Origin of the sequence: Nocardia sp. NPDC050793 (genome assembly GCF_040654065.1) — a bacterium.
Taxonomy (GTDB): Bacteria; Actinomycetota; Actinomycetes; order Mycobacteriales; family Mycobacteriaceae; genus Nocardia.
Genome location: NZ_JBFAHG010000017.1, coordinates 53,874 through 77,814, shown reverse-complemented (window position 1 = coordinate 77,814; position 23,941 = coordinate 53,874). Strand labels below are relative to the sequence as shown.

At 69.4% G+C, this 23,941-nt stretch carries 24 protein-coding genes; 19 read left to right on the top strand and 5 right to left on the bottom strand.

What is annotated here, in order from left to right; genetic code table 11:
• Nucleotides 1–161 precede the first annotated feature (161 nt).
• The 4 genes from AB0H50_RS34225 (at nt 162) to AB0H50_RS34210 (ending at nt 2,765) form a co-directional block, all read left to right on the top strand.
• Complete coding sequence (locus tag AB0H50_RS34225; protein WP_357461075.1) at nt 162–668, top strand: VOC family protein; 507 nt, start codon at nt 162–164, stop codon at nt 666–668.
• Between the two features lie 52 nt (nt 669–720).
• The gene (locus tag AB0H50_RS34220; protein WP_357461072.1) at nt 721–1,539 is read left to right on the top strand and encodes a MerR family transcriptional regulator; all 819 of its coding nucleotides are present in this window, start codon (nt 721–723) and stop codon (nt 1,537–1,539) included.
• A 57-nt stretch (nt 1,540–1,596) separates the two neighbouring features.
• The gene (locus tag AB0H50_RS34215) at nt 1,597–2,295 is read left to right on the top strand and encodes a YafY family protein (RefSeq protein ID WP_357461070.1); all 699 of its coding nucleotides are present in this window, start codon (nt 1,597–1,599) and stop codon (nt 2,293–2,295) included.
• Between the two features lie 89 nt (nt 2,296–2,384).
• Entirely contained in the window at nt 2,385–2,765 is a 381-nt protein-coding gene (locus AB0H50_RS34210) for a VOC family protein (protein WP_357461068.1), read from the top strand.
• Nucleotides 2,766–2,888: 123 nt separating this feature from the next.
• Here the strand turns inward: AB0H50_RS34210 and AB0H50_RS34205 are convergent, their stop codons facing one another.
• Both AB0H50_RS34205 and AB0H50_RS34200 read right to left on the bottom strand, forming a co-directional pair.
• Nucleotides 2,889–3,761: an LLM class F420-dependent oxidoreductase gene (locus AB0H50_RS34205; RefSeq protein WP_357461066.1), complete on the bottom strand. Its 873-nt coding sequence runs from the start codon at nt 3,759–3,761 to the stop codon at nt 2,889–2,891.
• A 41-nt stretch (nt 3,762–3,802) separates the two neighbouring features.
• Nucleotides 3,803–5,125 (bottom strand): NAD(P)/FAD-dependent oxidoreductase, encoded by a 1,323-nt coding sequence (locus tag AB0H50_RS34200; protein ID WP_357461064.1) that lies wholly within the window; start codon nt 5,123–5,125, stop codon nt 3,803–3,805.
• A gap of 63 nt (nt 5,126–5,188) precedes the next feature.
• On the opposite strand from AB0H50_RS34200, the gene AB0H50_RS34195 reads away from it, so the two are divergent.
• Nucleotides 5,189–5,758 (top strand): TetR family transcriptional regulator C-terminal domain-containing protein, encoded by a 570-nt coding sequence (locus AB0H50_RS34195; protein WP_357461062.1) that lies wholly within the window; start codon nt 5,189–5,191, stop codon nt 5,756–5,758.
• Nucleotides 5,759–5,896: 138 nt separating this feature from the next.
• Entirely contained in the window at nt 5,897–6,799 is a 903-nt protein-coding gene (locus AB0H50_RS34190; protein WP_357461060.1) for a tetratricopeptide repeat protein, read from the top strand.
• A gap of 243 nt (nt 6,800–7,042) precedes the next feature.
• Here the strand turns inward: AB0H50_RS34190 and AB0H50_RS34185 are convergent, their stop codons facing one another.
• Both AB0H50_RS34185 and AB0H50_RS34180 read right to left on the bottom strand, forming a co-directional pair.
• Nucleotides 7,043–7,249, bottom strand: a complete 207-nt coding sequence (locus tag AB0H50_RS34185; RefSeq protein WP_357461058.1) for an EF-hand domain-containing protein — start codon at nt 7,247–7,249, stop codon at nt 7,043–7,045.
• Between the two features lie 137 nt (nt 7,250–7,386).
• Nucleotides 7,387–7,722 (bottom strand): hypothetical protein, encoded by a 336-nt coding sequence (locus AB0H50_RS34180; protein WP_357461055.1) that lies wholly within the window; start codon nt 7,720–7,722, stop codon nt 7,387–7,389.
• Nucleotides 7,723–7,899: 177 nt separating this feature from the next.
• Between AB0H50_RS34180 and AB0H50_RS34175 the strand changes: the two genes are divergently transcribed.
• The 8 genes from AB0H50_RS34175 (at nt 7,900) to fadD8 (ending at nt 16,128) form a co-directional block, all read left to right on the top strand.
• On the top strand, nt 7,900–8,748 hold the full coding sequence (locus AB0H50_RS34175; protein ID WP_357461052.1) for a hypothetical protein: 849 nt from the start codon (nt 7,900–7,902) through the stop codon (nt 8,746–8,748).
• 272 nt (nt 8,749–9,020) lie between these two features.
• Nucleotides 9,021–9,938, top strand: coding sequence for a nitronate monooxygenase (locus AB0H50_RS34170; protein WP_357461050.1), 918 nt, complete (start codon nt 9,021–9,023; stop codon nt 9,936–9,938).
• A 77-nt stretch (nt 9,939–10,015) separates the two neighbouring features.
• On the top strand, nt 10,016–10,474 hold the full coding sequence (locus AB0H50_RS34165) for an OB-fold domain-containing protein (RefSeq protein WP_357461047.1): 459 nt from the start codon (nt 10,016–10,018) through the stop codon (nt 10,472–10,474).
• Entirely contained in the window at nt 10,467–10,952 is a 486-nt protein-coding gene (locus AB0H50_RS34160; RefSeq protein WP_357461045.1) for a Zn-ribbon domain-containing OB-fold protein, read from the top strand. The genes AB0H50_RS34165 and AB0H50_RS34160 overlap by 8 nt, the downstream gene beginning before the upstream one ends.
• On the top strand, nt 10,945–12,021 hold the full coding sequence (locus AB0H50_RS34155) for a lipid-transfer protein (protein ID WP_357461043.1): 1,077 nt from the start codon (nt 10,945–10,947) through the stop codon (nt 12,019–12,021). Before AB0H50_RS34160 ends, AB0H50_RS34155 begins: the two co-directional genes overlap by 8 nt.
• Nucleotides 12,018–13,178, top strand: a complete 1,161-nt coding sequence (locus AB0H50_RS34150) for a thiolase domain-containing protein (protein WP_357461040.1) — start codon at nt 12,018–12,020, stop codon at nt 13,176–13,178. The genes AB0H50_RS34155 and AB0H50_RS34150 overlap by 4 nt, the downstream gene beginning before the upstream one ends.
• Nucleotides 13,179–13,284: 106 nt before the next feature.
• Complete coding sequence (locus AB0H50_RS34145) at nt 13,285–14,475, top strand: Nonspecific lipid-transfer protein (RefSeq protein ID WP_357461037.1); 1,191 nt, start codon at nt 13,285–13,287, stop codon at nt 14,473–14,475.
• Nucleotides 14,476–14,523: 48 nt separating this feature from the next.
• Nucleotides 14,524–16,128, top strand: coding sequence for a fatty-acid--CoA ligase FadD8 (fadD8, locus tag AB0H50_RS34140; RefSeq protein WP_357461035.1), 1,605 nt, complete (start codon nt 14,524–14,526; stop codon nt 16,126–16,128).
• Nucleotides 16,129–16,189: 61 nt separating this feature from the next.
• Here the strand turns inward: fadD8 and AB0H50_RS34135 are convergent, their stop codons facing one another.
• Entirely contained in the window at nt 16,190–17,740 is a 1,551-nt protein-coding gene (locus AB0H50_RS34135; RefSeq protein ID WP_357461033.1) for a succinic semialdehyde dehydrogenase, read from the bottom strand.
• 134 nt (nt 17,741–17,874) lie between these two features.
• On the opposite strand from AB0H50_RS34135, the gene AB0H50_RS34130 reads away from it, so the two are divergent.
• From AB0H50_RS34130 to AB0H50_RS34110, 5 genes are all read left to right on the top strand, one after another.
• Nucleotides 17,875–18,507 (top strand): TetR/AcrR family transcriptional regulator, encoded by a 633-nt coding sequence (locus tag AB0H50_RS34130; protein ID WP_357461080.1) that lies wholly within the window; start codon nt 17,875–17,877, stop codon nt 18,505–18,507.
• 65 nt (nt 18,508–18,572) lie between these two features.
• Nucleotides 18,573–19,799, top strand: coding sequence for a cytochrome P450 (locus AB0H50_RS34125; protein ID WP_357461030.1), 1,227 nt, complete (start codon nt 18,573–18,575; stop codon nt 19,797–19,799).
• Nucleotides 19,796–20,530 (top strand): TetR/AcrR family transcriptional regulator, encoded by a 735-nt coding sequence (locus AB0H50_RS34120; RefSeq protein ID WP_357461027.1) that lies wholly within the window; start codon nt 19,796–19,798, stop codon nt 20,528–20,530. The genes AB0H50_RS34125 and AB0H50_RS34120 overlap by 4 nt, the downstream gene beginning before the upstream one ends.
• A gap of 253 nt (nt 20,531–20,783) precedes the next feature.
• The gene (locus AB0H50_RS34115; RefSeq protein ID WP_357461025.1) at nt 20,784–22,574 is read left to right on the top strand and encodes a S8 family peptidase; all 1,791 of its coding nucleotides are present in this window, start codon (nt 20,784–20,786) and stop codon (nt 22,572–22,574) included.
• A gap of 22 nt (nt 22,575–22,596) precedes the next feature.
• Complete coding sequence (locus tag AB0H50_RS34110; protein WP_357461022.1) at nt 22,597–23,934, top strand: serine-threonine protein kinase; 1,338 nt, start codon at nt 22,597–22,599, stop codon at nt 23,932–23,934.
• Nucleotides 23,935–23,941: the final 7 nt, after the last annotated feature.

Sequence of the window (23,941 nt, the reverse complement as noted above, 5' to 3'; positions counted from 1 at the left end):
AACCGACACCCACCCCCCATCCCGTCACCAGCAAATCCAACGGGCGGCGACCCCCCAACCTTTAACCCCCCACCCCGCGGGCCCTCTCGGCCCCCCCCACCCCCCCACGACATCGCGGCGCGACTTGACCCTGACGTTGCGTCAGGCTCGACGATGGCGTCATGACCGAAACATTCCCCGCCTTCGACATCAGCCCCGTCCCGATCCCCGCCCCGGACGCCGCGCCGCCGGAACTGTTCCGCGGCATCTACGGAATGCCCATGTTCGTCACGGTGCCGACGCCGGATCTGAGCGCGTCCGTCGACTTCTGGACCCGAGGACTCGGATTCTTCGATCTGTTCTCGATTCCCGGCCGGCTCACCCACCTGCGGCGCTGGGCGTTCCAAGACGTCCTGCTCGTGTCGAGCCAGGATGCTCCGGTGAATTCGCCACTGAGCGTGAGCTTCTCGTGCGTGCTGAGCCAGCTCGACGAGATCGCCTCCGCCTGTGCGGAATTGCTGCCCGGCTGCACGACCGGACCGCGATCGATGCCGTGGAACTCGGTGGAGCTGGAGATCCACACCCCGGAGCACACCAGGGTGATCATGACGGCCGCTCGGCCCTGGGATCCGAACAGTCCGGAGGCCGAGCAGCTGCGGTCCATCGGAATCGAAGCGCCCGAGGCGTGACAGGACGATGGCCGTCGCGGACGCGCACCGCGTGACTGCCAGACTGGTCGGTGTGACGCACCGACCTGCCGACGACGCCGACCTGGCCGACGGGCTCACGGTCGGCGTCGTCGCCGCGCTGGCGGGCGTCACGGTCCGAGCCCTGCACCACTGGGATTCGATCGGTCTCGTCCGGCCGTCCGAGCGCACCGACGCCGGTTACCGGCGCTACACCGCGGCGGACCTCGGCCGTATCCATCGGGTGCTCGTCTACCGCGAGCTCGGTGTGCCGCTCACCGACATCGCGGATCTGCTGGACGCCCCGTCGGCCGACGCGATGGCCTCGTTGCGCAGGCAGCGCGATCAGCTGCGCGAACGCGTCGAACAGCTGCAACAGATGGGCGACGCGCTGGACCGCATGATCGAAGCCAGGGCGTCCGGCATCCTGCTGTCGGACGAGGAGCAGCTGGCGATCTTCGGCAGCCGCTGGCAGCCGTCGTGGCCCGGACAGGCACGCGATCGGTGGGGCGACACCGCGCAGTGGGCACAGTACGCCGAACGCGCCGCAGGCCGGACCGCCGAGGAGTGGCAGCAGATCGCCGACGATGTCGCCGCGCTCGACGCAGAGCTCGCTACGGCACACCACGCCGGGGTGCTTCCCGGAAGCGACCGCGCCAACGCGCTGGCCGAGCGGCACCGGGCATCGATCGGCGTCTACTTCGACTGCACCCACGCGATGCACGTCTGCCTGGGGCGCACGTTCACCACCGATCCCGGGTTCGCCGCCCACTACGACGACATCGCGACCGGCCTGAGCGCCTGGCTGCGCGACATCATCGACGCCAACGCGCGCGCCAACGGCGTCGACCCGGCGTCGGCGCGGTGGGCTTGACGCGGTGCACTCGGTCGGCGACGCGAATGTGTCGGTGGGCGGCGCTACGGTGGCGGCGTGAACCGGACGGATCGGTTGTACGCGATAGTCGAGGAACTCCGGGCGATCTCGCCGCGCCTGCGCAGCGCGCGCGAGCTGGCCGAGCGCTACGAGGTGAGCGTCCGGACGATCGAACGCGACATCTGCGCGCTACAGCAGGCCGGTATTCCCATCTACGCCGATGTCGGCAGGCGCGGCGGGTACGCGCTGGACAAGAGCATGTCCTTGCCGCCGTTGAACTTCACGCCCGCGGAGACCGTCGCGCTTGCGGTCGCTCTGGCCCGCCATCGCGGTGGCCCGTTCGAGCAAGCGGGCCACAGCGCGTTGCGCAAGATCGTCGCGGTGCTGCCGGAACGCAACGCGGTCGCCGCCCGAGATCTCGCGGCGCGCATCCGTGTGCTGGATCGCGTTGACGCACAACAGCATCACCAGATCACGGCGGTGATCGAACGGGCCATCGAGGTCGGCAGGGTGGTGCGGATCGGCTATCTCGACCGGTTCGGCGCGCGCACCGAACGCGACGTCGAGCCGTTCGCGTTGTTGAGCGGGACCAACGGCTGGTATCTGGCGGCCTGGTGCCGGATGCGCGACCGTCCGCGCTGTTTCCGGCTGGATCGGATCGCGTCGGCGGCGGCGACCGAGCTGCCCGCGCCGCACCGCCCGTTCGACGGCACGGCCTGGGACATTCCGGACGGGCATCGAGTCGTCGCGCTCTGAAACCGATTCGAAAACACCGACAGGGGGTTGTCGCCGCGGCGGGAGATCGTGATCGGGCAAGACAACGACCCGAGATTCGGAGACGATAGATGACCACTCCCCCGTACAACACGGTGACCTGGTTCCAGGTCGGCAGCGACAAACCCGAGCAGATCAAGAAGTTCTACGGCGAGCTGTTCGGCTGGTCCTTCCGTCCCTACGGGAGCGACGACGAGGGCTACGACGTGATCCACTACCCCGGCAGCGAGGCGCCGAGCGGCGGTATCGCGCATACCCCGGACAGCGCGGCCAATCACGCCACCTTCTTTGTCATGGTCGAGGATGTCGCGGCCACCGTGGCCGCGGCGGAGGCACTGGGAGGCAAGGTGCTGAATCCGCCCGAGACCGCCCCGGACGGTCTGGTGTCGGCCGATCTGCTGGACGCCTCCGGCAACCATTTCGGCGTCTTCAGCCCGGCGCCGTCGGCGTGATCCAGCGGTGAGCTCGGCTCCCGGCGCATCGATGACGATGCGCCGGGAAGCGAGACGAACCACTAGGGCTGGCCAAGGGCGTCCGCAGAAAACGTATGGCCGGAGCGAAGGCGGAGGTAACGCCTAGCCGAGCTCGGCCAGTTGCGGAACGGCAGGCGCGAAACCATCGATCCACGCGGCCGGGGATCCGGTGGTCGGGACGACGATGGCGGCCTGCACGCCGAGCTTGGCGTAATCGGCCATCGCGCGGACGAATTCGTCGCGGGTGTCCAGGGTTGGCCGCGGGCTGCTCGCCATGATCGTCTTGCGGATCTCGTCGTAGTCGCGACCGACCTCGTCGCAGTGCCTGCGCAAGACGTCGAGCTTGTGTTCGACGTCCTGGGGCGTACCGAACAGGTTGCACGCGTCGGCGTACTGCGCGACCAGTCGCAGCGTCTTACGCTCGCCGCCGCCACCGATCATCACCGTGGGGCGGTTGATCGGCTGCGGCGAACACAGTGTCTCGGCCAGCTGGTAGTGCTTGCCCTCGAACGGTCCGTTGTTCGCCGGATCCCACATCTGCCCGCAGATGCGCAAGGTCTCCTCGAGTCGCTCGAACCGCTCGGCGATCGGAGGGAACGGCACGCCGAGCCCGTGGTGCTCGCGCTCGAACCACGCGGCGCCGAGCCCGAGCACGGCCCGTCCGCCCGACAGCACGTCGAGCGTGGTGACGATCTTGGCGAGCAGACCGGGATGCCGGTACATCACGCCCGTGACGAGCAGGCCGATGTCGATCGTCGAGGTGTGCGCGGCAAGGAAGCCGAGCGTGGTGTAGCCCTCCATCATGTTCGCTTCCGCGGGACGGCCGGTCTGCGCGATCTGAAAATAGTGATCCATGAAGGACAGCCAGGTCGCGCCCGACGCTTCCGCCGCGGCGCCCACCCTGGCCAATTCACCGGCGATGGCGGTGGTCCCACCGTCGATGTCGAAGATCGGTATGTGAAAGCCGAGCTCCATCTTGTGATCTCCTCGTGTGTCGGCAAGGCTGCGCCCCCACGCTACGACTTGGAGTGCACTCCAAGGCAAGTCGAGCGCAACGCCGCGCGAACCTCGTCGGCGGCGCGTTCACCGGAGAGGACCGCGCCTTCCAGGTAACCGCTCCACTTCGACGCGGTTTCGGTGCCCGCCCAATGGATCGGGACGGTCGGGCGTGCCGCGTCGGCGAGCGCGTCGAGCGCGCCGGGGCGCGGGATCGCGGTGTAGCCGCCGCCGACGTAGGGATCGAGGTGCCAGGACTTCTCGTGCCAGCTCAGCGGATTCAGCGCGGCGTCCCCGAGCTGGCCCGCCACCGCCGCCAGCACGGTGTCGCGCCGCTCGGCGCCGGTGAGCCGGTCGAGCGCTTCGGCGGCCCCGCCGGGAATCAGCACGCACAGGTGGCCGGGACCGCCGGGCGGTGAGATGTCGAAGGACGCGGGCACCGGCCCGTCCAGGGCGATGATCTCGCCGTTGAGCCCGCGCTCGCGCCAGAACGGCCTGTCGTAGACGGCGATCGCCTTGTAGATAGTGCCCATCCTGAGGTTGTCCTGGACGTACATGCGTTCGGAGGGCAGCGGCGGATGGTGCCGTATCTCGGCCGCGACGGGCGGGGGCACGGCGACGATCGCGCGCGCCGCGCGCACCGGACCGGCCGGGGTGGCGATGGTGACGCCGTCTGCCGACCGAGTGATCGCGGTGGCGGGCCGGCCGAGATGGACGGCGGAGCCCAGCTCGGCGGCCAGCTTCTCGGCCAGCCCGCCCGCCCCGCCCGAGAGCAGCGATTCCTGGGCGCCGCCCGCCGTGCCGAGCATGACCCGCAGCCCGCCCGCCGAGCGAATGCCGACGGCGAGCGCGCCGACGGAGATGCGGTCGAGGTCGCAGGCCGTCGCCTCGGGCAGGACCGCCTCGACCAGGCGACGCGCGCGTCCGCGGAGAACCCGGGCCAGCCAGTCCGCCACCGTCACCTCGTCCCAGCGGGAGCTTGCGCCCTTGCGCGCCAGCAACTCCAGCCGCAGCAGCGCCGCCCCCGCCGCCGCTGCGGTGAGCGGGCCGATCCGCAGCCGTCGCCCGCCGTCGACGACGACGGCTTTGCCGACCTCGGGAGTCGGGAACAGGGTCATGCCGAATTCCCTTGCGAGCGTGGTCATTCGCGCGTGCTGGTGGCCGACCCACTGGCCGCCGAGATCCACCGGCGTGCCCGCCGCCGAACGCTCGGTCTGCGCCCGGCCGCCGACCCGATCGGCCGCCTCCAGGACGCGCACGTCGATGCCGTGCGCACGCAAAGCGCGTGCCGCGGCCAGTCCCGCGAATCCTGCGCCGATGACCGCGACCGTCGTCTGTTCCATCGCCAACTCCTTTATGCAACGCCCGTTGTAAAACAAGTGTTGCACAAATGCTAGGCTGTGGCCATGCCCCGCACCGTCGACCGCACCGCCCGCCTGTCCGCCATCGGCGACGCCGTCGTCGCCCTCGCCGTCGACTCGGGATTCGCGGCGGTGACCATCCGCTCGGTGGCCGAACGCGTCGGCGCGTCCACCTCGGTGGTGACGCACTACGTCGGCGGCCGGGACGAGATGCTGCGCGTCGCGGTGCGCCGCGAGATCGAAGCGCGTCGCGAGCAGGCCGAGAACGCCATGGCGAACCACCGCGGCGCGAGGGCCGTACGCGCCCTGATCGATTGGGCGGTGCTCACCGCGGACGAAGCGACCCACCGGTTCTGGCTCGCGCTGATCGTCGCCGCCCCCACCGAACCGGTCCTGCGCGCGGAACTGGACGCGTTCAACGCCTGGTGGGACGCCCGGCTCCGAAACATGTTGCGCGAGGCCGGAGTCACGGAGCTCGAGCACGCGGCCGATCTGCTGAACGTCGTCGTGGACGGCCTCGTCGTCGGCGCGTTCGACGAGGGCGCGCCGTGGCCGCAGGCCCGCCGTCGACAGGTTCTCGCCACGACGTGGCGCGCGTTGGGCATCGCCGGGTGACCGGCGCACCCGCGCTGCCACGTCACCTACGAAAAATATTGCACACAAAGGCATTTCAGATTTTGGCCGAGCGGTAACGAACGCCTCGTCGCCGACGACGTGCTGGTACGAGCTCCGTCGGTGAAAAGGGGTATGGCGATGCCGGATCCGCGTTACGAGCATGCGAAGACGTTGCGGCGCGAGGGGCGCGCCGCGGAGGCGAGTTCGGTGTTGACGGCACTCCTAGCGGAACGGCCCGGCGATATCGGTGCGCTGTACGCCCTGGCGGTGTGTCAGATCGACATGGGCGAGCGGGGCCATGCGCGCGAGAATCTCCGGCGCATCGCCGGCGCGCACGCCGATCACTATGGCGCGCACTATCAATTGGGCCGCCTGTCGCAGGACGAGGGCGACCTGCGCGCCGCGGCCGTCCATTACCGGCAGGTGCTCGCGGTCAACGATTACGCGGACGCGGCGGCGCGGCTGGCGCAGTGCGAGCGGGCCACCGCGGTGCCGCCGGTGCGGAAGATGATCGAGCAGTCCTACGTCGCCGACCGCGGCAATCTCGTGCACAGCCTGCGGCTCAAAGCGCGGCACATCCTTCCGCTCGGCTCGATCGCGGGCGTACTGCTCGCGTTCGTCGCGGTTCGGCTCCTGGACACCACTGGCGCCGGTCTCGAGATGGCGTATCCGCTGGTGCTGATCGTTCTGGCGCTGCTGCTGAACGTGGCGCTGTCGCCGATCACGATCTACATCCGGACCCGCATGTACACCGCCCAGTTGTACGACTACGGCATGGATGTGAGCGCGGGTGTGTTCCGGCGGTCCAAGCAGTTCGTGTGGTACTACCAGATCACCGAGCCGCCGACGTATGTGCGCCGACCGGCGAATTACCTCACCCACACCGCGTCGCTGATCGTCAGCTACAACGACACCGCGGCGACCACGGTGCGAGTTCAGTTGCGCGGCTTCGGCTCTCCCCGGCAGGTGGACCAGATCCGGTCCTATTTGCAGTCGCGCATTCCGTCCGAGCGTCTGCCGATCCGCGGCCCCTGGACCTGACGCCCGTCACACGCCGGGCATCGGGCCGAACTCGGGCGGGCCCCCGCCGTCCGCCCACCCCGCGGTCCCGCCCCCGTAGTGTTCCGCTAAGGGGTTTCACCATAGATCGGCGGAGCCCTGAGCGCCGCTACCGCGCAGCTCCTATCGGCATGCCGCGAGGACCCCTCGGCCAGAGGGGCCCTCGCGGGTTTCGATCGCGACGCTCGCGGCGCGCAGCGGGCGCTCCGTCGACGCCGGGTCTGCTCAGAGCGGCGCGCGAGCGGCGGTCAGGAATTCATCCCTGCTGATCCTGCCGTCGCCGTCGATGTCGACTTCGTCGAACCGGGACATCAGGATGTCGATGTCCCGCACCCGGTCGCCGTAGTGCTGGATGAATTCCTCTCGGTCGATGTAGCCATCGCCGTCGATGTCCAGCATGTCGAATTTCTGGTGAATGTCCTGAATATCCATGCGGTTCTCTCCCTAGCTTCTAGGGGGCGGCGTCCGCCACCCCGAGAGGACAGGTATCGAGCCGTGTTGGAGAAACTGACCCGTCAAGGATAGTCGGGTGCGGTAACGCATGTACGGGAATCGCGCGACCGCGAAAACTACCCGCCGACCTCTTTCCTGGCCGACCCCGCGATCGCCGACACCCGCCACAACTCGACGGCGAGCAGGAACGCCTGCACGCGCCCCTCGGTTTCGTCGAGCACGACTCCGTCGGGCCAGGACACCCGGCAGTGATACCAGCAGCACCGCGCGCGGTCGCACCGCCCCGGCTCCGGCGAGAGCAGATCTCGGCAGACGCGCCTGGCGAGTTCGGCGAGCGCCGCCGACGTCTGCGCCGGTGTGCCCACGTTGCCGACGCGCCACCACAGCTCCTGCGTCCGGCCGGGGCGGGAGATCTCTACGAGGTAGATCAGTTCGGTGTCCTGATCGCTCATACCCATGCACTTTGCCAGAAACCGACCGGTCTTCCGCTACCTCGATGTGCGCGTGTTCTTCGCTTCCGAAAAGCCGGCCGTGTTGATTACCGGTTCGACAGGAGAATGCGGTTACTTTTCAGTTCGGCGCCGCACACCGAGGTTCGGCGCGAGCGACTGGACCCTGAATGGAACGCGATGAGCACACCTGTTGTCCCCGGTACTGCCGTTTCACCGCCCGGGTACCTCTGGCGGTGGGTTTGGCCCGAATCCCGGGCCGTCGCATGGTTGTTGGCGTCCTCGGCCGGGCTGGTCGGGGCGGCGGCGTTCTCCGTCGTGGGAATGCTGGCCGGCAACGACTTCGTCGCGCGCGTCGGCGGCCTTCTGCTGCTGGTGGCGGCCACGACCGGGGTGATCTATCTCGTCACCAGAATCGAGGATCGACCCTGGGTGCGCCAGGGTGACGAGGCGTCCACCTTCGTGCTGCGATACCTGCCGATCCGTGTGGCGCCCGTGCTCGCCGCACTCACGGCGCTGGCGATCGCGGCGCTGTGGATCGGTGTCCTCGAAAGAGCGCTCGAACCGATGTTCTTCGGGATCGCGCTGCTCGTCGCGGTCCTCGTCCTCGCCTGCCTCGGCATCCGATACCGGCGCACCGCGCGACTCTGCTTGTCCCCGCACACCATTCGCGTCACCACCCGTAACTTCGATTGGGAGTTTCCCTGGGAGGCAGTCGATTTCGCGGCCGGATTCGACGCGAAAGGCACCGAGACCATCGCGATCCGCTGCCCGCGCACCGCGGTGACCACCCGGCCGACACGGGGAAAGACCCCGACCCACCTGCGGCCCCCGGAGGACAGCCCGGACGGCCCGTGGAAGCTCGCGCCGATCATGTGGGGCGTCAGCCCGAACTCACTGTTCTCCACCCTCGAACACCTACGGACCGACCCCGATCTCCGCGCCGAACTGACCCACGCCCAACTCACCGCCATGCTCACCCCACCACCGTGGCAAACCCGCCGTCCACTCGACATCGACCCGCTGTGAGCGCGAGTACTGCCATCAGGCGCTGGAGCCCGTCCTCGACGGATCGCCGGCCCGGTTGCGGGAGCCGGCGAGCCGCGCGGAACGGCGCGCGCGTCTGGATCGACGACCTTGCGGTTCGCGACTCATGAGGTAGGTGCGGGCGGGAGACCCTGCTGCGCGAGCTGACCGGGCGGACGAGGCGCTGACATCATGGGCGGATGTCGTCGCAACGGGAATCGTTTTCTTCGGATGATCGAGTCGCGTCGCGCCTGAGTACCGAATGGTCGCGGGCGATGGGCTTGCGGGTGCCGGTGGTCAATGCGCCGATGGGTGGGGTGGCGGGCGGTCGGTTGGCCGCCGCGGTCACCTCGGCGGGCGGGCTGGGCATGATCGGGATGGGGAGCGCCGGATCGGCGGCGGCGCTGCGCGAGGAACTCCGGCACACGGCGTCGCTCGGCGGGCGATTCGGCATCGGCCTCGTGAAGTGGGTCGTCGACGCCGATCCCGAGTTGCTCGACGTGGCGATCGCGGCGGCTCCCACGCTGATCGCGGTGAGTTTCGGGAGCGATCCGTCCTGGATCGCTCGCGTGCGCGACAGCGGAATCCGCACGGCCACCCAGGTTTACAACGCGGCCGAGGCGCGCCGGGCGGCAGACGCCGGGATCGACGTGCTGGTCGCGCGTGGCGCCGAGGGCGGCGGGCACGGTGCGATGGAGATGGCGACGCTGCCGCTGCTGGACGCGGTGCTCGACGCCGTCTCGACGCCGGTCCTGGCCGCGGGCGGCATCGGGTCGCCCGCCAGTTTCGCCGCCGCGCTCGCCGCGGGCGCCGACGGCGTGTGGCTGGGCACGCGCCTCGCCGCCTGCGCGGAGTCGTCGCTGCCGGAGGCGGGCCGGCGCGCGCTGATCGCGGCCGAAGGAACGGACACGGTCGTCACGACGGCGTTCGATGTGGCGATGCGACTGCCCTGGCCCGCCCGGTTCCCGGCGCGCGTGTTGCGCAACGACTTCACGGCCAGATGGGCGGGTCACGAAGACGCGCTGGACGAGCAGGCGCGAGCGGAGCTGGCGGCCGCGGTCGCCGCCGACGATCCGCGGACCGCACCGATCGACGCGGGTCAAGGGGTCGGCGCGATCACCGCGGTCACCCCCGCCGCCCAGGTGATCGACGAGCTCTGCTCCGGCGCGGCGGAACTGCTCGCCCGGCACTGAGCGGCGGCGCCCACACTCTCAAGCACTTGATTGAATCAAGTGATTGAGGCAGACTCCAGCCGTGAAAGGAGCTGCCGATGTCCGCTGATGTCGACGAGGGCCTGCGCGCCCCGTATGAGATCGAGTTCCCGTTCGAGCGAACCGTGGGGCCGGTCGTCGGAACGTTCCTGGCGGGCCTGCGCGAACGCCGTCTCTTCGGCGCGCGGACCGAGCGCGGCACGGTGATCTGCCCACCGCCCGAGTTCGATCCGGTGACCGGCCGGGAGCTCGGCGAACTCGTCGAGCTGGCCCCGGTCGGCGCCGTCGAGTCGTGGACCTGGGTGCGGGGCCGCCCCGGCGATCCGATCGACGGCGACTTCGCCTGGGCGCTGATCGCCATCGACGGCGCCGAGGGCACGTTCTTCCACGCCCTCGACGCCTGCGGCGATCCGGCGCGAATCCGGCGGGGCCTGCGGGTGCGGGCGCGGTGGGCGGACGAACGCCACGGCACGCTGTCCGACCTGCGCTGTTTCGAGCCGGAGGAGGACGATGAATAGCCCACTGCCGGAACCGGTTTCGCTGATGCCGACCCCGCTGCGGATGGAGTACACGTTCGTCGCGGGCGTCGGGCGCTCACGGTTCCTGCGCGGTCTGGCCGAACGCAGGCTGCTGGCGGCCACCTGCCCGTCGTGCCGTCACGTCTACCTGCCCGCGCCGGAATTCTGCGCGCGCTGCCTCGTCGAGCTCGGCGAACCCACCGAACTCGACGGGCGCGGTATCGTCTCCACCTTCTGCGTCGTCAGCTTCCCGTTCCCGGGGCAGGAGATCGATCCGCCCTACGTGGTGGCCTACATCCAGCCGCACGGCGCCGACACCCGCCTGATGCACCTGATCCGCGAAGTCGAGATCGCCGAGGTCCACATCGGCATGGAAGTCGAACCGGTCTGGCGCGAGGGCGCCGATCTCGAGCCGTCCTGGATGAGCATTCGCCACTACCGCCCCGTCTCGCCCGGCCAGGAGGTTCCGCATGCGTGAGGTCGCCGTCGTCGGCTCCGCACAGTCCGCGTGCCTGGCCGCCAACAGGCGCGACGACATGGCGGGCATCCTGCTTCCGGTGATCCGCGAAGCGCTCGCCGGCATCCCGCTCGACCGCGACCGGGTCGATTTCGTGTGCTCCGGCAGTCACGACTTCCACGAGGGACGCACCTTCGCCTACATCGACTCGCTCGACGCCGTCGGCGCCTGGCCGCCGATCGTGGAGTCGCACGTGGAGATGGACGCGGCGTGGGCGTTCTACGAGGCGTGGGCGTGGCTTCAGCTCGGGCACGGCGATATCGCCCTGGTGTACGGGATCGGCCGCGGTTCCCTGCCGCGCGATCTCGACCAGGTCGTGCCGACCCAGCTGGATCCGTACTACCTGACGCCGCTGCGACCGCACCGCGACGCGATCGCGGGCATCCAGGCCCGCGCGCTGCTCCTGTCCGAGCTGACGGCCGAACGCGAGATGGCACGGATCGTCGCGCGCAGCCTGGCCGCTGCCACGAAGAACCCGCACGCCCAGGTCTCGGGCGACTACGAGATCGACGAGCTGCTCGCCGAACCTTATGTCGCGGCGCCGCTGCGCGGCCACGACGTGTCGCCGGTCGGCGACGCGGCGGCCGTGGTCGTGCTCGCCGCCGGTGACGTGGCCAGGTCGCTGTGCGAACGTCCGGCCTGGGTGCGCGGCATCGACCACCGGATGGACGGGCACTATCCGGGATCGCGCGATCTGACCAGGGCCCCCTCGGCGGGACTCGCGGCCGTCCGCGCGGCCGCGGCAGCGGGCTTCGACGCAAGCCGGGTCGAGATCGCCGAGCTGCACGTCGAATACTCCGCGCAGGAACCCCTGCTGGTCCGCGAGCTCGGCCTCGGCGCGGCGACGGCGATCAATCCGTCGGGCGGGCCACTGGCGGGCAGGCCGACCACCGCGACGGGCCTGATCCGAATCGCCGAGGCCGCCAAGGGCATTCACTCGGGGCGGGCGCGGCGCTCGCTCGCGCATGCCACGAACGGCCAAGCGCTACAGCAGAATCTGGTCTGCCTGCTGGAAGGAGACCCGGCATGAGTGAACCCGTCGCCGTCATCGGCATCGGTCAGGGCAAGCAGGCCAAGCGCCGCGAGGTGACCATCGGCGCGCTGGTGCGCGAAGCGGTCGCCGCCGCGATGGCCGACGCCGAGCTCGAACTGGGCGATGTCGACGCCGTCGTGCTGTCCAAGACACCGGACCTGTTCGACGGGGTGATGAACCCGGAGCTCTATCTCGCCGACGCGCTCGGCGCCCGCGGGCTCCCCGTGACCAGGGTCTTCACCGGCGGCAGCGTCGGCGGGCACGCGGCCATCTACGGCGCGCACCTGATCGAGGCGGGGTTGGCGAGGCGCGTGCTGGTCGCGGCGTATTCCAAAGAGTCCGAAGGCAATTTCACCTGGGCGCTGTCGCGTGGACTTCCGTTCAGCGCCAAACTCGGCGCGGGCGCGGGCGGTCATTTCGCGCCCGTCATCCGCGAGTACATCCGCAGGTCCGGGGCGCCGGAGCACATCGGCTGGCAGGTTGCGGTCAATCACTGGCTCAACGCGATTCGCAACCCGTATGCGCACGTGCATATGCCCGACATCACGGTGCGGAAGGTCAAGGAGTCCCGCATGCTGTGGGACCCGATCCGCTACCTGGAGTCGTGTCCCTCCTCCGACGGCGCCGCCGCGATCGTGCTGTCCGCGGGATCGGACATCGGGAATCCGGCCCGACCGCCCGCGTGGATCCACGGCATGGCGTTCCGTACCGAGACCGGACACTTCGCCGGACGCGACGAGGTCAATCCGCGCGCGGGCGCCGAGTGTGCCGCCGACGCCTACCGGCAGGCCGGAATCACCGACCCCGCAAGCGAAGTCGACGTCGCCGAGCTGTACATCCCGTACAGCTGGTACGAACCGATGTGGCTGGAGAACATCGGCCTCGCCCCGCTGCACCAAGGCTGGAAACTCGTCGACGACGGCACCACCCGGTTCGGCGGGTCACTGCCGATCAACCCGTCCGGCGGTGTGCTGTCCGGCAACCCCACCGGAGCGACCGGCCTGATCCGCTTCCTCGAGGCCGCCCTCCAGGTCCGCGGCCTGGCCGGCGAGCACCAGGTCCCCGACGCCCGGCTGGCCATCGGCCACGCCATGGGCGGCGCCTCCCAATTCCACGCCCTCTGGGTCGTCGGAGCCGAAAGGCCGACCACGTGAACCGGATTCCGCGCAGACCTCCCGCACGCCTCGCAGCGGCCACGACCCGTGCGAGGCGTTCGAAACCTCTGCGAGAGCGGCGATGAACCGAGACAGGAGTGCGAAAATGCGGCGGGTGTTCGTCGTCGGCGTCGGCATGACGCCATTCGTCAAAATCGGGTCCAAGGCGTGGACCTATCCGGAGATGGTCGGCGCGGCGGTGCGCGACGCGCTCGGCGACGCGGGCCTCGGTTACGAGCGGGTCCAGCGTGCGGCCGTCGGCTACGTGTTCCAGCCCTCCGCGGCGGGGCAGCGCGCCCTGTACGACGTCGGCATGACCGGCATTCCGGTGGTCAATGTCAACAACAACTGTGCCACCGGCTCCACCGCGCTCATGCTGGCGCGCGAATGGGTCGGCGCGGGCCTCACGGACGTGGCGCTCGCCGTCGGGTTCGAGCAGATGACCAAGGAGGCGATGGCCGGGCCCGCGACACCGCCGAAGACCACCACCGTCGACGCGCACCTGCGAGTCATGGCCGCGCAGTACGACTTCGGCCGCGCGCCGATGACCACGCAGTTCTTCGGCAACGCCGCGCTCGAGCACAGCAAGCGCTACGGCACGACGCCCGAGCAATTGGCCGCCGTCGCGGTGAAGAATCACGCACACTCGACGCGTAATCCTTTGGCGCAGTTCCAGAATGCCTACACGTTGGAGCAGGTCCTCGGCGACGCGCCCGTGCACGGCCCGCTGACCCGCTCGCAGTGCTCGCCCATGTCGGACGGCGCGGCGGCGGCCGTGCTCGTGAGCGAGGACGTGGTGCGCGAGCACGGGCTCGCGGCGCAGGCCGTGGAGATCCTCGCGCAGGAATTGGTCACCGACGGCGAGACCGCGTTCTCCACCGCGTCGATGATCGATGTCGTCGGAGCTCCGATGACCCGCACCGCGTCCCGGCGCGCTCTCGGCACCGCGGGGATCACCATCGGCGAAGTGGACGTGATCGAATTGCACGACTGCTTCTCGATCAACGAACTCATCACCTACGAGGCGTTCGGCCTGTGCGGGGAGGGCGAATCGGGCCCGCTGGTGGAATCCGGCGCCACCACCTACGGCGGCGACTGGGTGGTCAACCCGTCCGGCGGACTCATCTCCAAGGGACATCCGCTCGGCGCCACCGGGCTGGCGCAGACGGCCGAACTCTCCTGGCAGCTGCGCGGACTCGCCGCCGAGCGGCAAGTACCGGACGCGCGGATCGCCTTGGCGCACAACCTCGGTCTCGGCGGCGCCTGCGTCGTTACCCTCTACGCCGGACCGGCATGAGTCCACGACAGACAATGGTCAACGACGAGCCTCGGAGCTGAAACACCCATGACGACAATCGATCCCGACACGCACCTGCGACTGCCGGTACACAACGGTCACAGCCTGGTGGCCGGGCTCCGCAGGCACCGGCACGATCCGGTGCTGACCCTCGGCGACACCGTCCTCACCGGCGCCGATGTGCTCGACGCGATCGGCCGCTACGCGGCAGCGTTCGCGGCCAACGGCGTCGACACCGGAACGCCCGTTGGCGTGCTGGCTCTCAATCGGCCCGAGGTGCTCTTCACCATCGCCGCGGGGCAAGTCCGCGGCTATCGGCGCACCGCGCTGCATCCGATGGGCGGACTGGACGACCACGCCTACATGCTGGACGACGCGGGCATCACCACTTTGGTGCTCGACCCGGTACCCGCTTTCGTGCAGCGGGCACGCGAACTGATCGACAAGGTGCCACAACTGAATCGCGTTCTGGTGCTCGGCGCGGTGCCGCCGGAGCTGGCCGACGTCGGCATCGATCTGACGGCGGCCGCCGCGGCGGTCGATCCGGAACCGATCGAGGCCACCGACCTGCCGCCGGACGCGGTGATCTCGATCAGCTACACCGGCGGCACCACCGGAAAGCCCAAGGGCGTCATCGGCTCCGCGCTCACCATGGCGACGATGACCCAGATCCAGCTGTCGGAATGGGAGTGGCCGCAACGACCGAAATTCCTGATCTGCACACCGCTTTCGCACGCGGGCGCCGCCTTCTTCCTGCCCGTTGTCCTGCTCGGTGGGCAGTGCGTCGTGCTCCCCCGGTTCGAACCGGGCGAGGTGCTGCGCGCCATCGAGGAGCACCGGATCACCGCGACCATGCTGGTGCCGTCGATGCTCTACGCGCTGCTCGACCACCCGGATCTCGCGACCCGCGACCTGTCGTCGCTGGAGACGGTGTACTACGGCGCCTCGGCCATCGATCCGACCCGGTTGACGCAGGCGATCGAGCGCTTCGGGCCGATCTTCGCGCAGTACTTCGGTCAGTCCGAAGCACCGATGGCGATCAGCTATCTCGGTAAGCGCGAACACGATTCGCAACGCCTCACCTCCTGCGGACGCCCATCGGCCGCGCTGCGCGTCGCGCTGCTCGACGGCGACGACAAGGTGGTCGCGCCCGGTGAAGTCGGCGAGATCTGCGTCTCCGGACCGCTGGTCGCCGCCGGCTACCTGAACAAGCCCGAGGCGACCGCAGAGACCTTCCGCGACGGCTGGCTGCGCACCGGTGATCTCGCCCGCCAGGACGAGGACGGCTTCCTGCACATCGTCGGGCGCAGCAAGGACATGGTGGTCACCGGCGGTTTCAACGTCTTTCCGCGCGAAGTCGAAGACGTGGTCGCCGAACACCCCTCGATCTCGCACGTCGCGGTCGTCGGCGTGCCCGACCCGCGCTGGGGCGAGGCGGTCACCGCCGTCATCGTGCTCGACCCTGCCGCGCAAGACGATTCGACCGCCGTCGAGACGGTGATCGCCGAGATCCAGGAGAGCGTGCGGCAACGCAAGGGTTCGGTCCAGGTACCCAAGCACGTCCTCGTCATCGACGAGCTGCCGCTCACCGGCCTGGGCAAGCCCGACAAGAAGGCCGTGCGCGAACTGGCGGCCGACCGGCTCGGTCACTGACGAAGAAGCGACGAAACCGGCTGACACTCAGCCGGTTTCGCTGACCACAAGGCGCTGGATATCAGCGGATGCGGAAGCGGCGCAGCAGCGAAAGGGTCGTGAGGGTGCGATCGAGGTAGGCGTCGTACGGCTGACCCGGCCGCGGTCCGAGCACCTGCCGCTTCAAGGTGGCCACATTGGTCGATTCGGTGAACTTCAACAGTCCCTGATCCCCGTTGCGCACGCCCATCCCCGACGCCTTGAAACCGCCCGAGGGCGCGCTCTTTCCGGCGTAGGCGAGCGCGGCGCAGTCGTTGACGTTCACGTGTCCGGCGGCGAGGCGCGCACCGACCGCACGTGCCGCGGACAAGTCGCGCCCCCACACACTCGCACTGAGGCCGTAGCGCGTGTCGTTCCCGAGCTCGACCGCCTCGTCGACGGTCGCGAAGGGGTACAGCGCGACGACGGGACCGAAGGTCTCCGCACCGAAGACGTCCATCGCCGCGGTGACACCCTCCAGCACCGTCGGCGCGTAGAAGGTCGGCCCCAGTTCCTGCAGCGCCCGGCCGCCGGTGAGCACCCGCGCACCGGCCGCCCTGGCCTGCTCGACCTGCTGCGCCACGCGCGCGCACTGATCGGCCGAGATCACGGCGCCCATGTCGGCATCGAAGTCGTAGCCCGGCCCGACTCGCAGCGCCGCGACGCGGGCGGTGAACTCGTCGCGGAACGCGGGATACACCGACTCGTGGACGTAGATCCGCTCGATGTGCAAACACAGCTGACCGGTGTTGGCGAAGACCCCGTTGATCGCGCTGTGCACCGCCGCGGGCACGTCCGCGTCGGCCAGCACGATCATCGGATTCTTGCCGCCCAGTTCCAGACACGATTCGACGAGACGCTCCCCCGCCTGCCTCGCCACCAGCCGCCCGGTCGTCTCGGAGCCGGTGAACATCACGAAATCGGCGCCGTCCACCACGGCGGGCCCCACCACCGGCCCTTCGCCGCAGACCAGCTGAACCAGCCCCTCGGGCAGCCCGGCTTCGAGCAGCAGCCGAAGCCCGAACGCCGGGCTGAGCGGGGTTCGGTTGTCGGGCTTGAGCACGATCCCGTTCCCGGCCATCAGCGCCGGGATGGCGTCGCAGTAGCCGATGGCGAACGGGAAGTTCCACGGCGCGATGACGCCGACGACGCCGCGCGGCTTTCGAATCTCGGTCGACGAGCTGACCAGCGGGATGGCGCCGGGATGCCGTACCGATCGCAGCAGTCGCGGCGCGCGCTTCAGGTAGTGGCTGATGACCATCGGGATATCGCACAGCTCCTCGAAGGCCATCCGGCGCGCCTTGCCCGTCTCGATCTGGATCAGGTCGGTGATCGTCCGGTGGTTCTCCAGGACCAGGCGGTGGAAGCGCTCGAAGACTGCGAGGCGACGCCGCACCGGCAGGCCCGCCCATTCGGCCTGGGCGGCGCGGGCGCGGGCGAACGCCGCGGCGACGTGGGCGGGCGAGGACTGCGGCAGGTCCGCAACGACGGTTCCGGTGAAGACCTCCGCCACCGGAACGGTGTCGGACGGATCGCCCGTCACCAGGCTGGTCAGTGCCGCGAGGTCGTGGGCGGGAACGGTCGATGTGGTCACGACCCGCACTCTATCAAGTGATTGCATCAGTTGATAGAGATTGCGTTTACGCTGGGCGAACGGTGATTACAATGCAGCAGGTGACCAGCGCAGCGGACCGTGCCGAGCTCCGGATCAGCGAAGAAGAACTAGCCATGCCGACCGACCGGCGCCTGATACTGGCCGCCGAGCGACTGTTCGCCGAACGCGGCATCGACGCGGTGTCGCTGCGCGCGGTGATGACCGCCGCGGGCGCGAACGTCGCCGCGGTGCACTACCACTTCGGCTCCAAGGAAGCCCTGATCGAGGCGTTGATCAAGCAGCGAAGCGATGCGGTCGCGGCCCGGCGCGCCGCCCTGCTCGACGACGTCGAGCACTCGGGCGCGGTCACCGCCCGCGGCTTGGCCGAGGCGTTCGTGCTGCCCGTGTGGGAGATGGCGACCGGCGAGGGCGGATCCTGGGTCAAGTTCATCGCAGGCATCCTCGGCAGCGGCCATTCGGCGCTGTCGACTGTCGCCGAGGGATTCTCCGACCAGGCCGTCCGCTTCATGACCCTGCTCGGCCGCGCCTTCCCCGACCTGCCACGCCCGACCCTCCGCTTCCGCCTCGCCCAGGCGATGACGTTGACCTTCCAGGTGCTCGGCGACGTGCACCAGACCCAGGACCTGCTCGCGATCTCCGGCGTCCAGCTCAGCCCCGAGCAGGTGATGACCGAGCTCGTGGACGTCGTCACGGCGATCCTCGCGGGGCCGCCTTCGGACCGAGACTCGGTGAAACCGATTTACTAAATGGTGTTCACAAATTCGGTGTGGTGTGGTTCACTCCAGTGGAACGTGTTCCAAAGGAGGTACCCGTGTCCGCGCCGTCCATCTCACACGATTTCGACTTCACCGATCCCGACCTGCTCGCCACCCGCCTCCCCGTCGAGGAGTGGGCCGAGCTTCGCCGGACCGCTCCGGTCTGGTGGGTCGACCAGCCCAAGGGCGTCAGCGGCTTCGACGACGGCGGGTACTGGGTGGTCAGCAAGCTCGACCACATCAAGGAGATCTCCAAGAACTCCGAGGTCTTCTCCACCAACGCCAACACCGCGGTGATCCGCTTCAACGGCGACATCACCCGCGACGAGATCGACATCCAGCGCGCCATGCTGGTCAACACCGATCCGCCCATCCACGACAAGCTGCGCCGGATCATCTCGCGCGGCTTCACGCCCCGCGCCGTGCAGAGCCTGCGCGACGCGCTGCACGAGCGCGCCGAGCGAATCGTCCACGAGGCCAAGAAGACCGGCGGCGGCGACTTCGTCCAGCAGGTGGCCTGCGAGCTGCCGTTGCAAGCCATCGCCGAGCTGCTCGGCGTGCCGCAGTCCGACCGCGGCAAGCTGTTCGACTGGTCCAATCAGATGATGGGCTACGACGATCCCGATTTCGACGGCAACCACAAGCTGGCCACCGCGGAGATCATGGGCTACTCCTGGAATCTCGCCGAGGAGCGCCGCAAGTGCCCGGCCGACGACATCGTCAGCCAGCTGGTCACCGCCGACCTCGACGGCGAAGCGCTCGGTTCGGACGAATTCGCCTGGTTCGTCATCCTTTTGGCGGTGGCGGGCAACGAGACCACCCGCAACGCCACCACCCACGGCATGAAGGCGTTCATCGACTTCCCCGAGCAGTGGGAGCTGTACAAGGCGGAGCGGCCGCGCACCGCGCCCGACGAGATCGTCCGGTGGGCGACGCCGGTGATCGCCTTCCAGCGCACGGCGTTGCGGGACACCGAGATCGGCGGCCAGGCCGTGCGGGAGGGCCAGCGCGTCGGCCTCTTCTACGCCTCGGCCAACTTCGACGAGGAGCACTTCACCAAGCCGTTCGAATTCGACGTCACCCGAAACCCCAACCCGCACGTGGGTTTCGGCGGCACCGGCACGCACTTCTGCGTCGGCGCGAACCTGGCGCGGCTGCAACTCGACCTGATCTTCAACGCCATCGCCGACGTGATGCCGAACCTGCGGGAGACTTCCGAGCCGGTGCGGCTACGCTCGGGCTGGTTGAACGGCATCAAGAGCTGGCAGGTCGCATACGAATGACACAACCCGCACGACGGGGCCGGATGCCCGCGGTGAACGACGCGGACATCCGGCGAGTGGCCAGGACGGTGCTGGCCGGACACGGCCCCGAGGCGCTGACCCTGCGCGCCATCGCGCGCGATCTCGGCATCACCGCGCCCGCGCTGTATCGCTACTACGCATCGCGCGAGGACCTGGTCGCGGCGCTGCGCCGGGACATCTGCGTCGACCTGGCCGACGATCTCGCCGGGCAGGTGGCCGAACTCCCCGACGACGGCGTGGTGCAGTTGTTCGCCATCTGCAAGGGCTTTCGGCGCTGGGCCCTCACCCACCCGCACGAATTCACCCTGGTTTTCGCCTCGCCGAACGGCGAGAACCCCGGCGGGATGCGGCAATTCGACGAACCGTTCGGCCGCGTCTTCCTCGGCGCGGCCGGCAGGCTGCTCACCACCTACGACCTGGTGACCCCGTCGACCGACACCATCCCCGGCGCGCTGCGCGAGGATCTGATCGAGTTCCAGACCGAACTGCTCGCGATGCTCGCCGAATCGGGTCAGAAGTTCCCCGCCGAGAAACTCGATCTCGGAGTGGCCTATCTGATGATGACGCTGTGGGCGCGGCTGTACGGGCACGTCACCCTCGAGGTGTTCGACAACTACCCGATGCCCGTCACCGATCCGGACGCGCTCTTCGACGCCATCCTGGCTGACCTCGCGGGCAGCATCGGCCTGGCCAGACCCCAGCTGCCCTGAGGTAGTCCTCGAAGCCATCCTTACCAGCGCACCGAGGCACGGCTGACCGGCGACGCCACCTCTACGCGTCGCGCCACGTCGCTACCGCGCGGCGGCATCACCCATCACCACACCTCGAAATACGCCCGCTACGGGCGGGTACGCGTCCGCACCGCCCGGCACGCAGGCAAGAGAAGTAGTGCACTACTCATGACGGCAACAGCCGCCGGGTGGATAAAGAGGATATGCGTTTCCCCGGCCGCTGCGGCGCGTCATGAGCGACGACTCGCTCTGGACCGATCGTGTGCTCTGCGCCCTCGGCGAGCTCTCCTCGCTGTATGTGAAGCTCAGCGAGCAAGCGGTGCTGACGATGGTCGCCGCCCGGTTCGCGTCGCGATTCGACGCGCGGGCGCGGCTGTACGAGGCCGACAAGCCCGCCTGGCACCACCGGGTCACCGAAGCGCTGAACGAGCTCGCCGCGCGGGGGCTCGTCGACGCCATGCGCCTGACCGCGGCGGGACAGGAGGCGTTCCCCGCCGCCTGCGCACGGTCGCGCGACGTGCCCGAACGCGAGCTCGGCGTGACCGAGCCGAGCTCCGACCTGCTCATCGCGGGGGTGCTCACGCCGCCGTTGCGCGAACAGTTCGCCACCGGCGACGGACGCCCCGAACGTTCGCGGCAGCGGATCCCCGTCATGATCGAACTGAACCTGCGCTTCCGCAGCGGGTCGCGGGCGGCGATGGCCCGTGTCGATCAGCTGTGGCAGTACCTGGACGCCGACGGCGCGCCGCGGCCGCTCGCCGACGAGTACGCGGTCGGCGAGCTCACCACGACCCAGATCGAAGGGCTGGTCGCGGCCGACGCCGTCGGCATCGACTGGCCCGACCGCGCGATCTACCGGATCTGGCCCGACTTCGACATCCGCGCGCAGATCGATACCTCGGCCAGGACGATCAAGGCCACCGCCGCGCAGCGATCCTTCAACAGCTTCGGCGACGGAATCGTCTGGGCCGTCATCGATTCCGGCATCCAGGGCGATCACCCGCACTTTCAGGGCTTCCACACGCTCGACGATCCGGCGGTGCGGGACCTGCACAAGGATTTCACCGATCCCGGCGGCGACGCGCTGCACGACGAGAGCGGGCACGGCACCCACGTCGCGGGCATCATCGCGGGCGGACTCCGGCTCTGGGACGGCAAACCCGACCAGATCCTCGTCACGGAGCGCCGGTTCAACGTGGCCGAACCGGGCCTGCCGATCGTGAAACCGAGACCGGTCGAGAGCCCGGAGTGCCTCGCGGGCGTCGCACCGCGCACGAAGCTGGTGAGCCTCAAAGTGCTCGGCGGCGGCGGCAATCTCGTCGCCCGCACCACGCGGGTGATCGAGGCGCTGGCCTACGTCCGTGAGGTCAACGCCGCCAGCGGGAAGCTGTCTCGCATCCACGGCGTGAACCTCAGCCTCGGCTACGAATTCGACCCGGAATGGTTCGGCTGCGGACGCAGCCCGCTGTGCCTCGAGGTGGACAAGCTCGTGCGCTCGGGCGTCGTCGTGGTGGTGGCCTCCGGCAACTCCGCCTACATCACGCTCGCTCCGAAGATGTCGGACGTGAAGAAGTTCAGCGCGGCGATGACCATCAACGACCCCGGCAACGCCGAACGCGCCATCACCGTCGGTTCCACGCACAAGGACGCGCCGCATTCCTATGGCATCTCGTATTTCTCGTCGCGCGGACCGACCGCGGACGGGCGATGCAAACCCGATCTCGTCGCGCCCGGCGAACGGATCGCCTCGGCCGCCGCGGGCGAGATGTTGCTGCCGGTCAAGCGCACGCTCGAGCACGGCGTCGACGGCATGGCGATCTATGTGGAGAACACCGGCACCAGCATGGCCGCCCCGCACGTCTCCGGCGCGGTCGCGGCGTTCCTCTCGGTGCAGCGCGAATTCATCGGCGATCCCGACGCCGTCAAGCGCATCTTCGTCGATTCGGCGACCTCGCTCAACCGCGATCGCGCATTCCAGGGCGGCGGACTCGTGGATCTCATGCGCGCCCTGCAGTCAGTGTGAAATTCCCGGAAGGACTGCGACAATGACCGACACCATCGCGGGCCGCCCGTTCTGGCGGCTGATCTTCGACAAGGACGGCGACACCGACCAGCAGCTGGTCGACACGCTGGCCCAGGAGCGCGCGGCGCTCGGCATCACCGACCTGGTAATGCTCTCGCACGGCTGGAACAACGGTCATGACACCGCGATTCGGCTCTACCATCGCTGGTTCGACCTGCTCGCCGCCCACCTCGGCGCCGAGCGCAAAGTGGGGTTCGTCGGAATTCTCTGGCCCTCCCAGCTGTGGCGCGACGAGCCGATTCCCGACCTGGCACCGACCAGGCAGCCCGTCGAGGGCGGCGGGGCCGCGGCGCTCGAAGTGACGACGCCGGTGTCCGCGGGCGCGCCCACCCTCGAACCCGAGATCCTCGCCGACCTGAAGAGCCTCTTCCCCGACGGCGCGGCACAACTCGACACGATCGCCCAGCTGCTCGCCGGGCCGCCGACCCACGAGACGGCCGAACAGCTGTTCACCGAGCTGCGCTCCTTGCACGCGGCCACGTCCGAGGGATTCGACGACGGCGAGAACCCGGCCGACGAGCCGGGCATGCTCGACACCGACCGCGCTCCGGAGGACCTGTTCACCGAATTCGCCGACAAGCTCGCCGACACCGGCGTCGAATTCGAGTCCGGGGGCGGCGAAGCAGGCGCCGTCGGCGACTTCGTGTCCCGCGGCCTCAACGGCGCCAAGGAGGCGCTGCGGCAGCTGAGCTACTGGCAGATGAAGAACCGTGCGGGCGTGGTCGGTCGCGTCGGCCTCGGCCCGGTCGTCGCGAAACTCGCGGCGGGCGACAGCGGTGTGCGGGTGCACCTGGTCGGCCACAGCTTCGGCGGCCGCGTCGTCGCCTACGCGCTCGACGGACTCGGTGACGCCGGCGGGGCGCCGGTCAAGTCGATCACCCTGTTGCAGGGCGCGTTCTCCCGGTTCGCCTTCACCGACGCCCTGCCGTTCCGCGACGGCGGCGGCGCGCTCGCCGGCCGCCTCGCCAGGCTGGACGGACCGCTGTCGGTGTGCTTTTCGAGTCACGACACGGCGCTCGGCGTCATGTACCCGCTCGCCTCGCTCGCCGCGCGTGACGACGCGGCCGAGGCCGAGGACAAGCTCTTCCGGTACCGGGCCATGGGTTCGCACGGCGCTTTCGACTCCGACCGGATGCCGCTCGAGGGCGCGGGCACCGTCTATCCATTCCTGACGCACCGCATCCTGAACCTGGACGCCTCCGAGGTCGTCACCGCGGGCGACCCGCCCTCCGGGGCTCACAGCGACATCTTCAAGACCGAACTCGCCTGGGTCGTCGCGGCCGCGGGCGGACTGACCTAGCGGGCGG

Excerpts from the sequence above, each read along its gene's own strand:
- AB0H50_RS34145 (WP_357461037.1), top strand. The coding sequence starts at position 13,285 with ATGCGGCGGGTGTTCGTCGTCGGCGTCGGCATGACGCCATTCGTCAAA.
- AB0H50_RS34205 (WP_357461066.1), bottom strand. The coding sequence starts at position 3,761 with ATGGAGCTCGGCTTTCACATACCGATCTTCGACATCGACGGTGGGACC.
- AB0H50_RS34155 (WP_357461043.1), top strand. The coding sequence starts at position 10,945 with ATGCGTGAGGTCGCCGTCGTCGGCTCCGCACAGTCCGCGTGCCTGGCC.
- AB0H50_RS34210 (WP_357461068.1), top strand. The coding sequence starts at position 2,385 with ATGACCACTCCCCCGTACAACACGGTGACCTGGTTCCAGGTCGGCAGC.
- AB0H50_RS34185 (WP_357461058.1), bottom strand. The coding sequence starts at position 7,249 with ATGGATATTCAGGACATTCACCAGAAATTCGACATGCTGGACATCGAC.
- AB0H50_RS34120 (WP_357461027.1), top strand. The coding sequence starts at position 19,796 with ATGACACAACCCGCACGACGGGGCCGGATGCCCGCGGTGAACGACGCG.
- AB0H50_RS34170 (WP_357461050.1), top strand. The coding sequence starts at position 9,021 with ATGGGCTTGCGGGTGCCGGTGGTCAATGCGCCGATGGGTGGGGTGGCG.
- AB0H50_RS34160 (WP_357461045.1), top strand. The coding sequence starts at position 10,467 with ATGAATAGCCCACTGCCGGAACCGGTTTCGCTGATGCCGACCCCGCTG.
- AB0H50_RS34225 (WP_357461075.1), top strand. The coding sequence starts at position 162 with ATGACCGAAACATTCCCCGCCTTCGACATCAGCCCCGTCCCGATCCCC.
- AB0H50_RS34130 (WP_357461080.1), top strand. The coding sequence starts at position 17,875 with ATGCCGACCGACCGGCGCCTGATACTGGCCGCCGAGCGACTGTTCGCC.
- AB0H50_RS34195 (WP_357461062.1), top strand. The coding sequence starts at position 5,189 with ATGCCCCGCACCGTCGACCGCACCGCCCGCCTGTCCGCCATCGGCGAC.
- fadD8 (WP_357461035.1), top strand. The coding sequence starts at position 14,524 with ATGACGACAATCGATCCCGACACGCACCTGCGACTGCCGGTACACAAC.
- AB0H50_RS34200 (WP_357461064.1), bottom strand. The coding sequence starts at position 5,125 with ATGGAACAGACGACGGTCGCGGTCATCGGCGCAGGATTCGCGGGACTG.
- AB0H50_RS34150 (WP_357461040.1), top strand. The coding sequence starts at position 12,018 with ATGAGTGAACCCGTCGCCGTCATCGGCATCGGTCAGGGCAAGCAGGCC.
- AB0H50_RS34165 (WP_357461047.1), top strand. The coding sequence starts at position 10,016 with ATGTCCGCTGATGTCGACGAGGGCCTGCGCGCCCCGTATGAGATCGAG.
- AB0H50_RS34180 (WP_357461055.1), bottom strand. The coding sequence starts at position 7,722 with ATGAGCGATCAGGACACCGAACTGATCTACCTCGTAGAGATCTCCCGC.
- AB0H50_RS34110 (WP_357461022.1), top strand. The coding sequence starts at position 22,597 with ATGACCGACACCATCGCGGGCCGCCCGTTCTGGCGGCTGATCTTCGAC.
- AB0H50_RS34190 (WP_357461060.1), top strand. The coding sequence starts at position 5,897 with ATGCCGGATCCGCGTTACGAGCATGCGAAGACGTTGCGGCGCGAGGGG.
- AB0H50_RS34115 (WP_357461025.1), top strand. The coding sequence starts at position 20,784 with ATGAGCGACGACTCGCTCTGGACCGATCGTGTGCTCTGCGCCCTCGGC.
- AB0H50_RS34175 (WP_357461052.1), top strand. The coding sequence starts at position 7,900 with ATGAGCACACCTGTTGTCCCCGGTACTGCCGTTTCACCGCCCGGGTAC.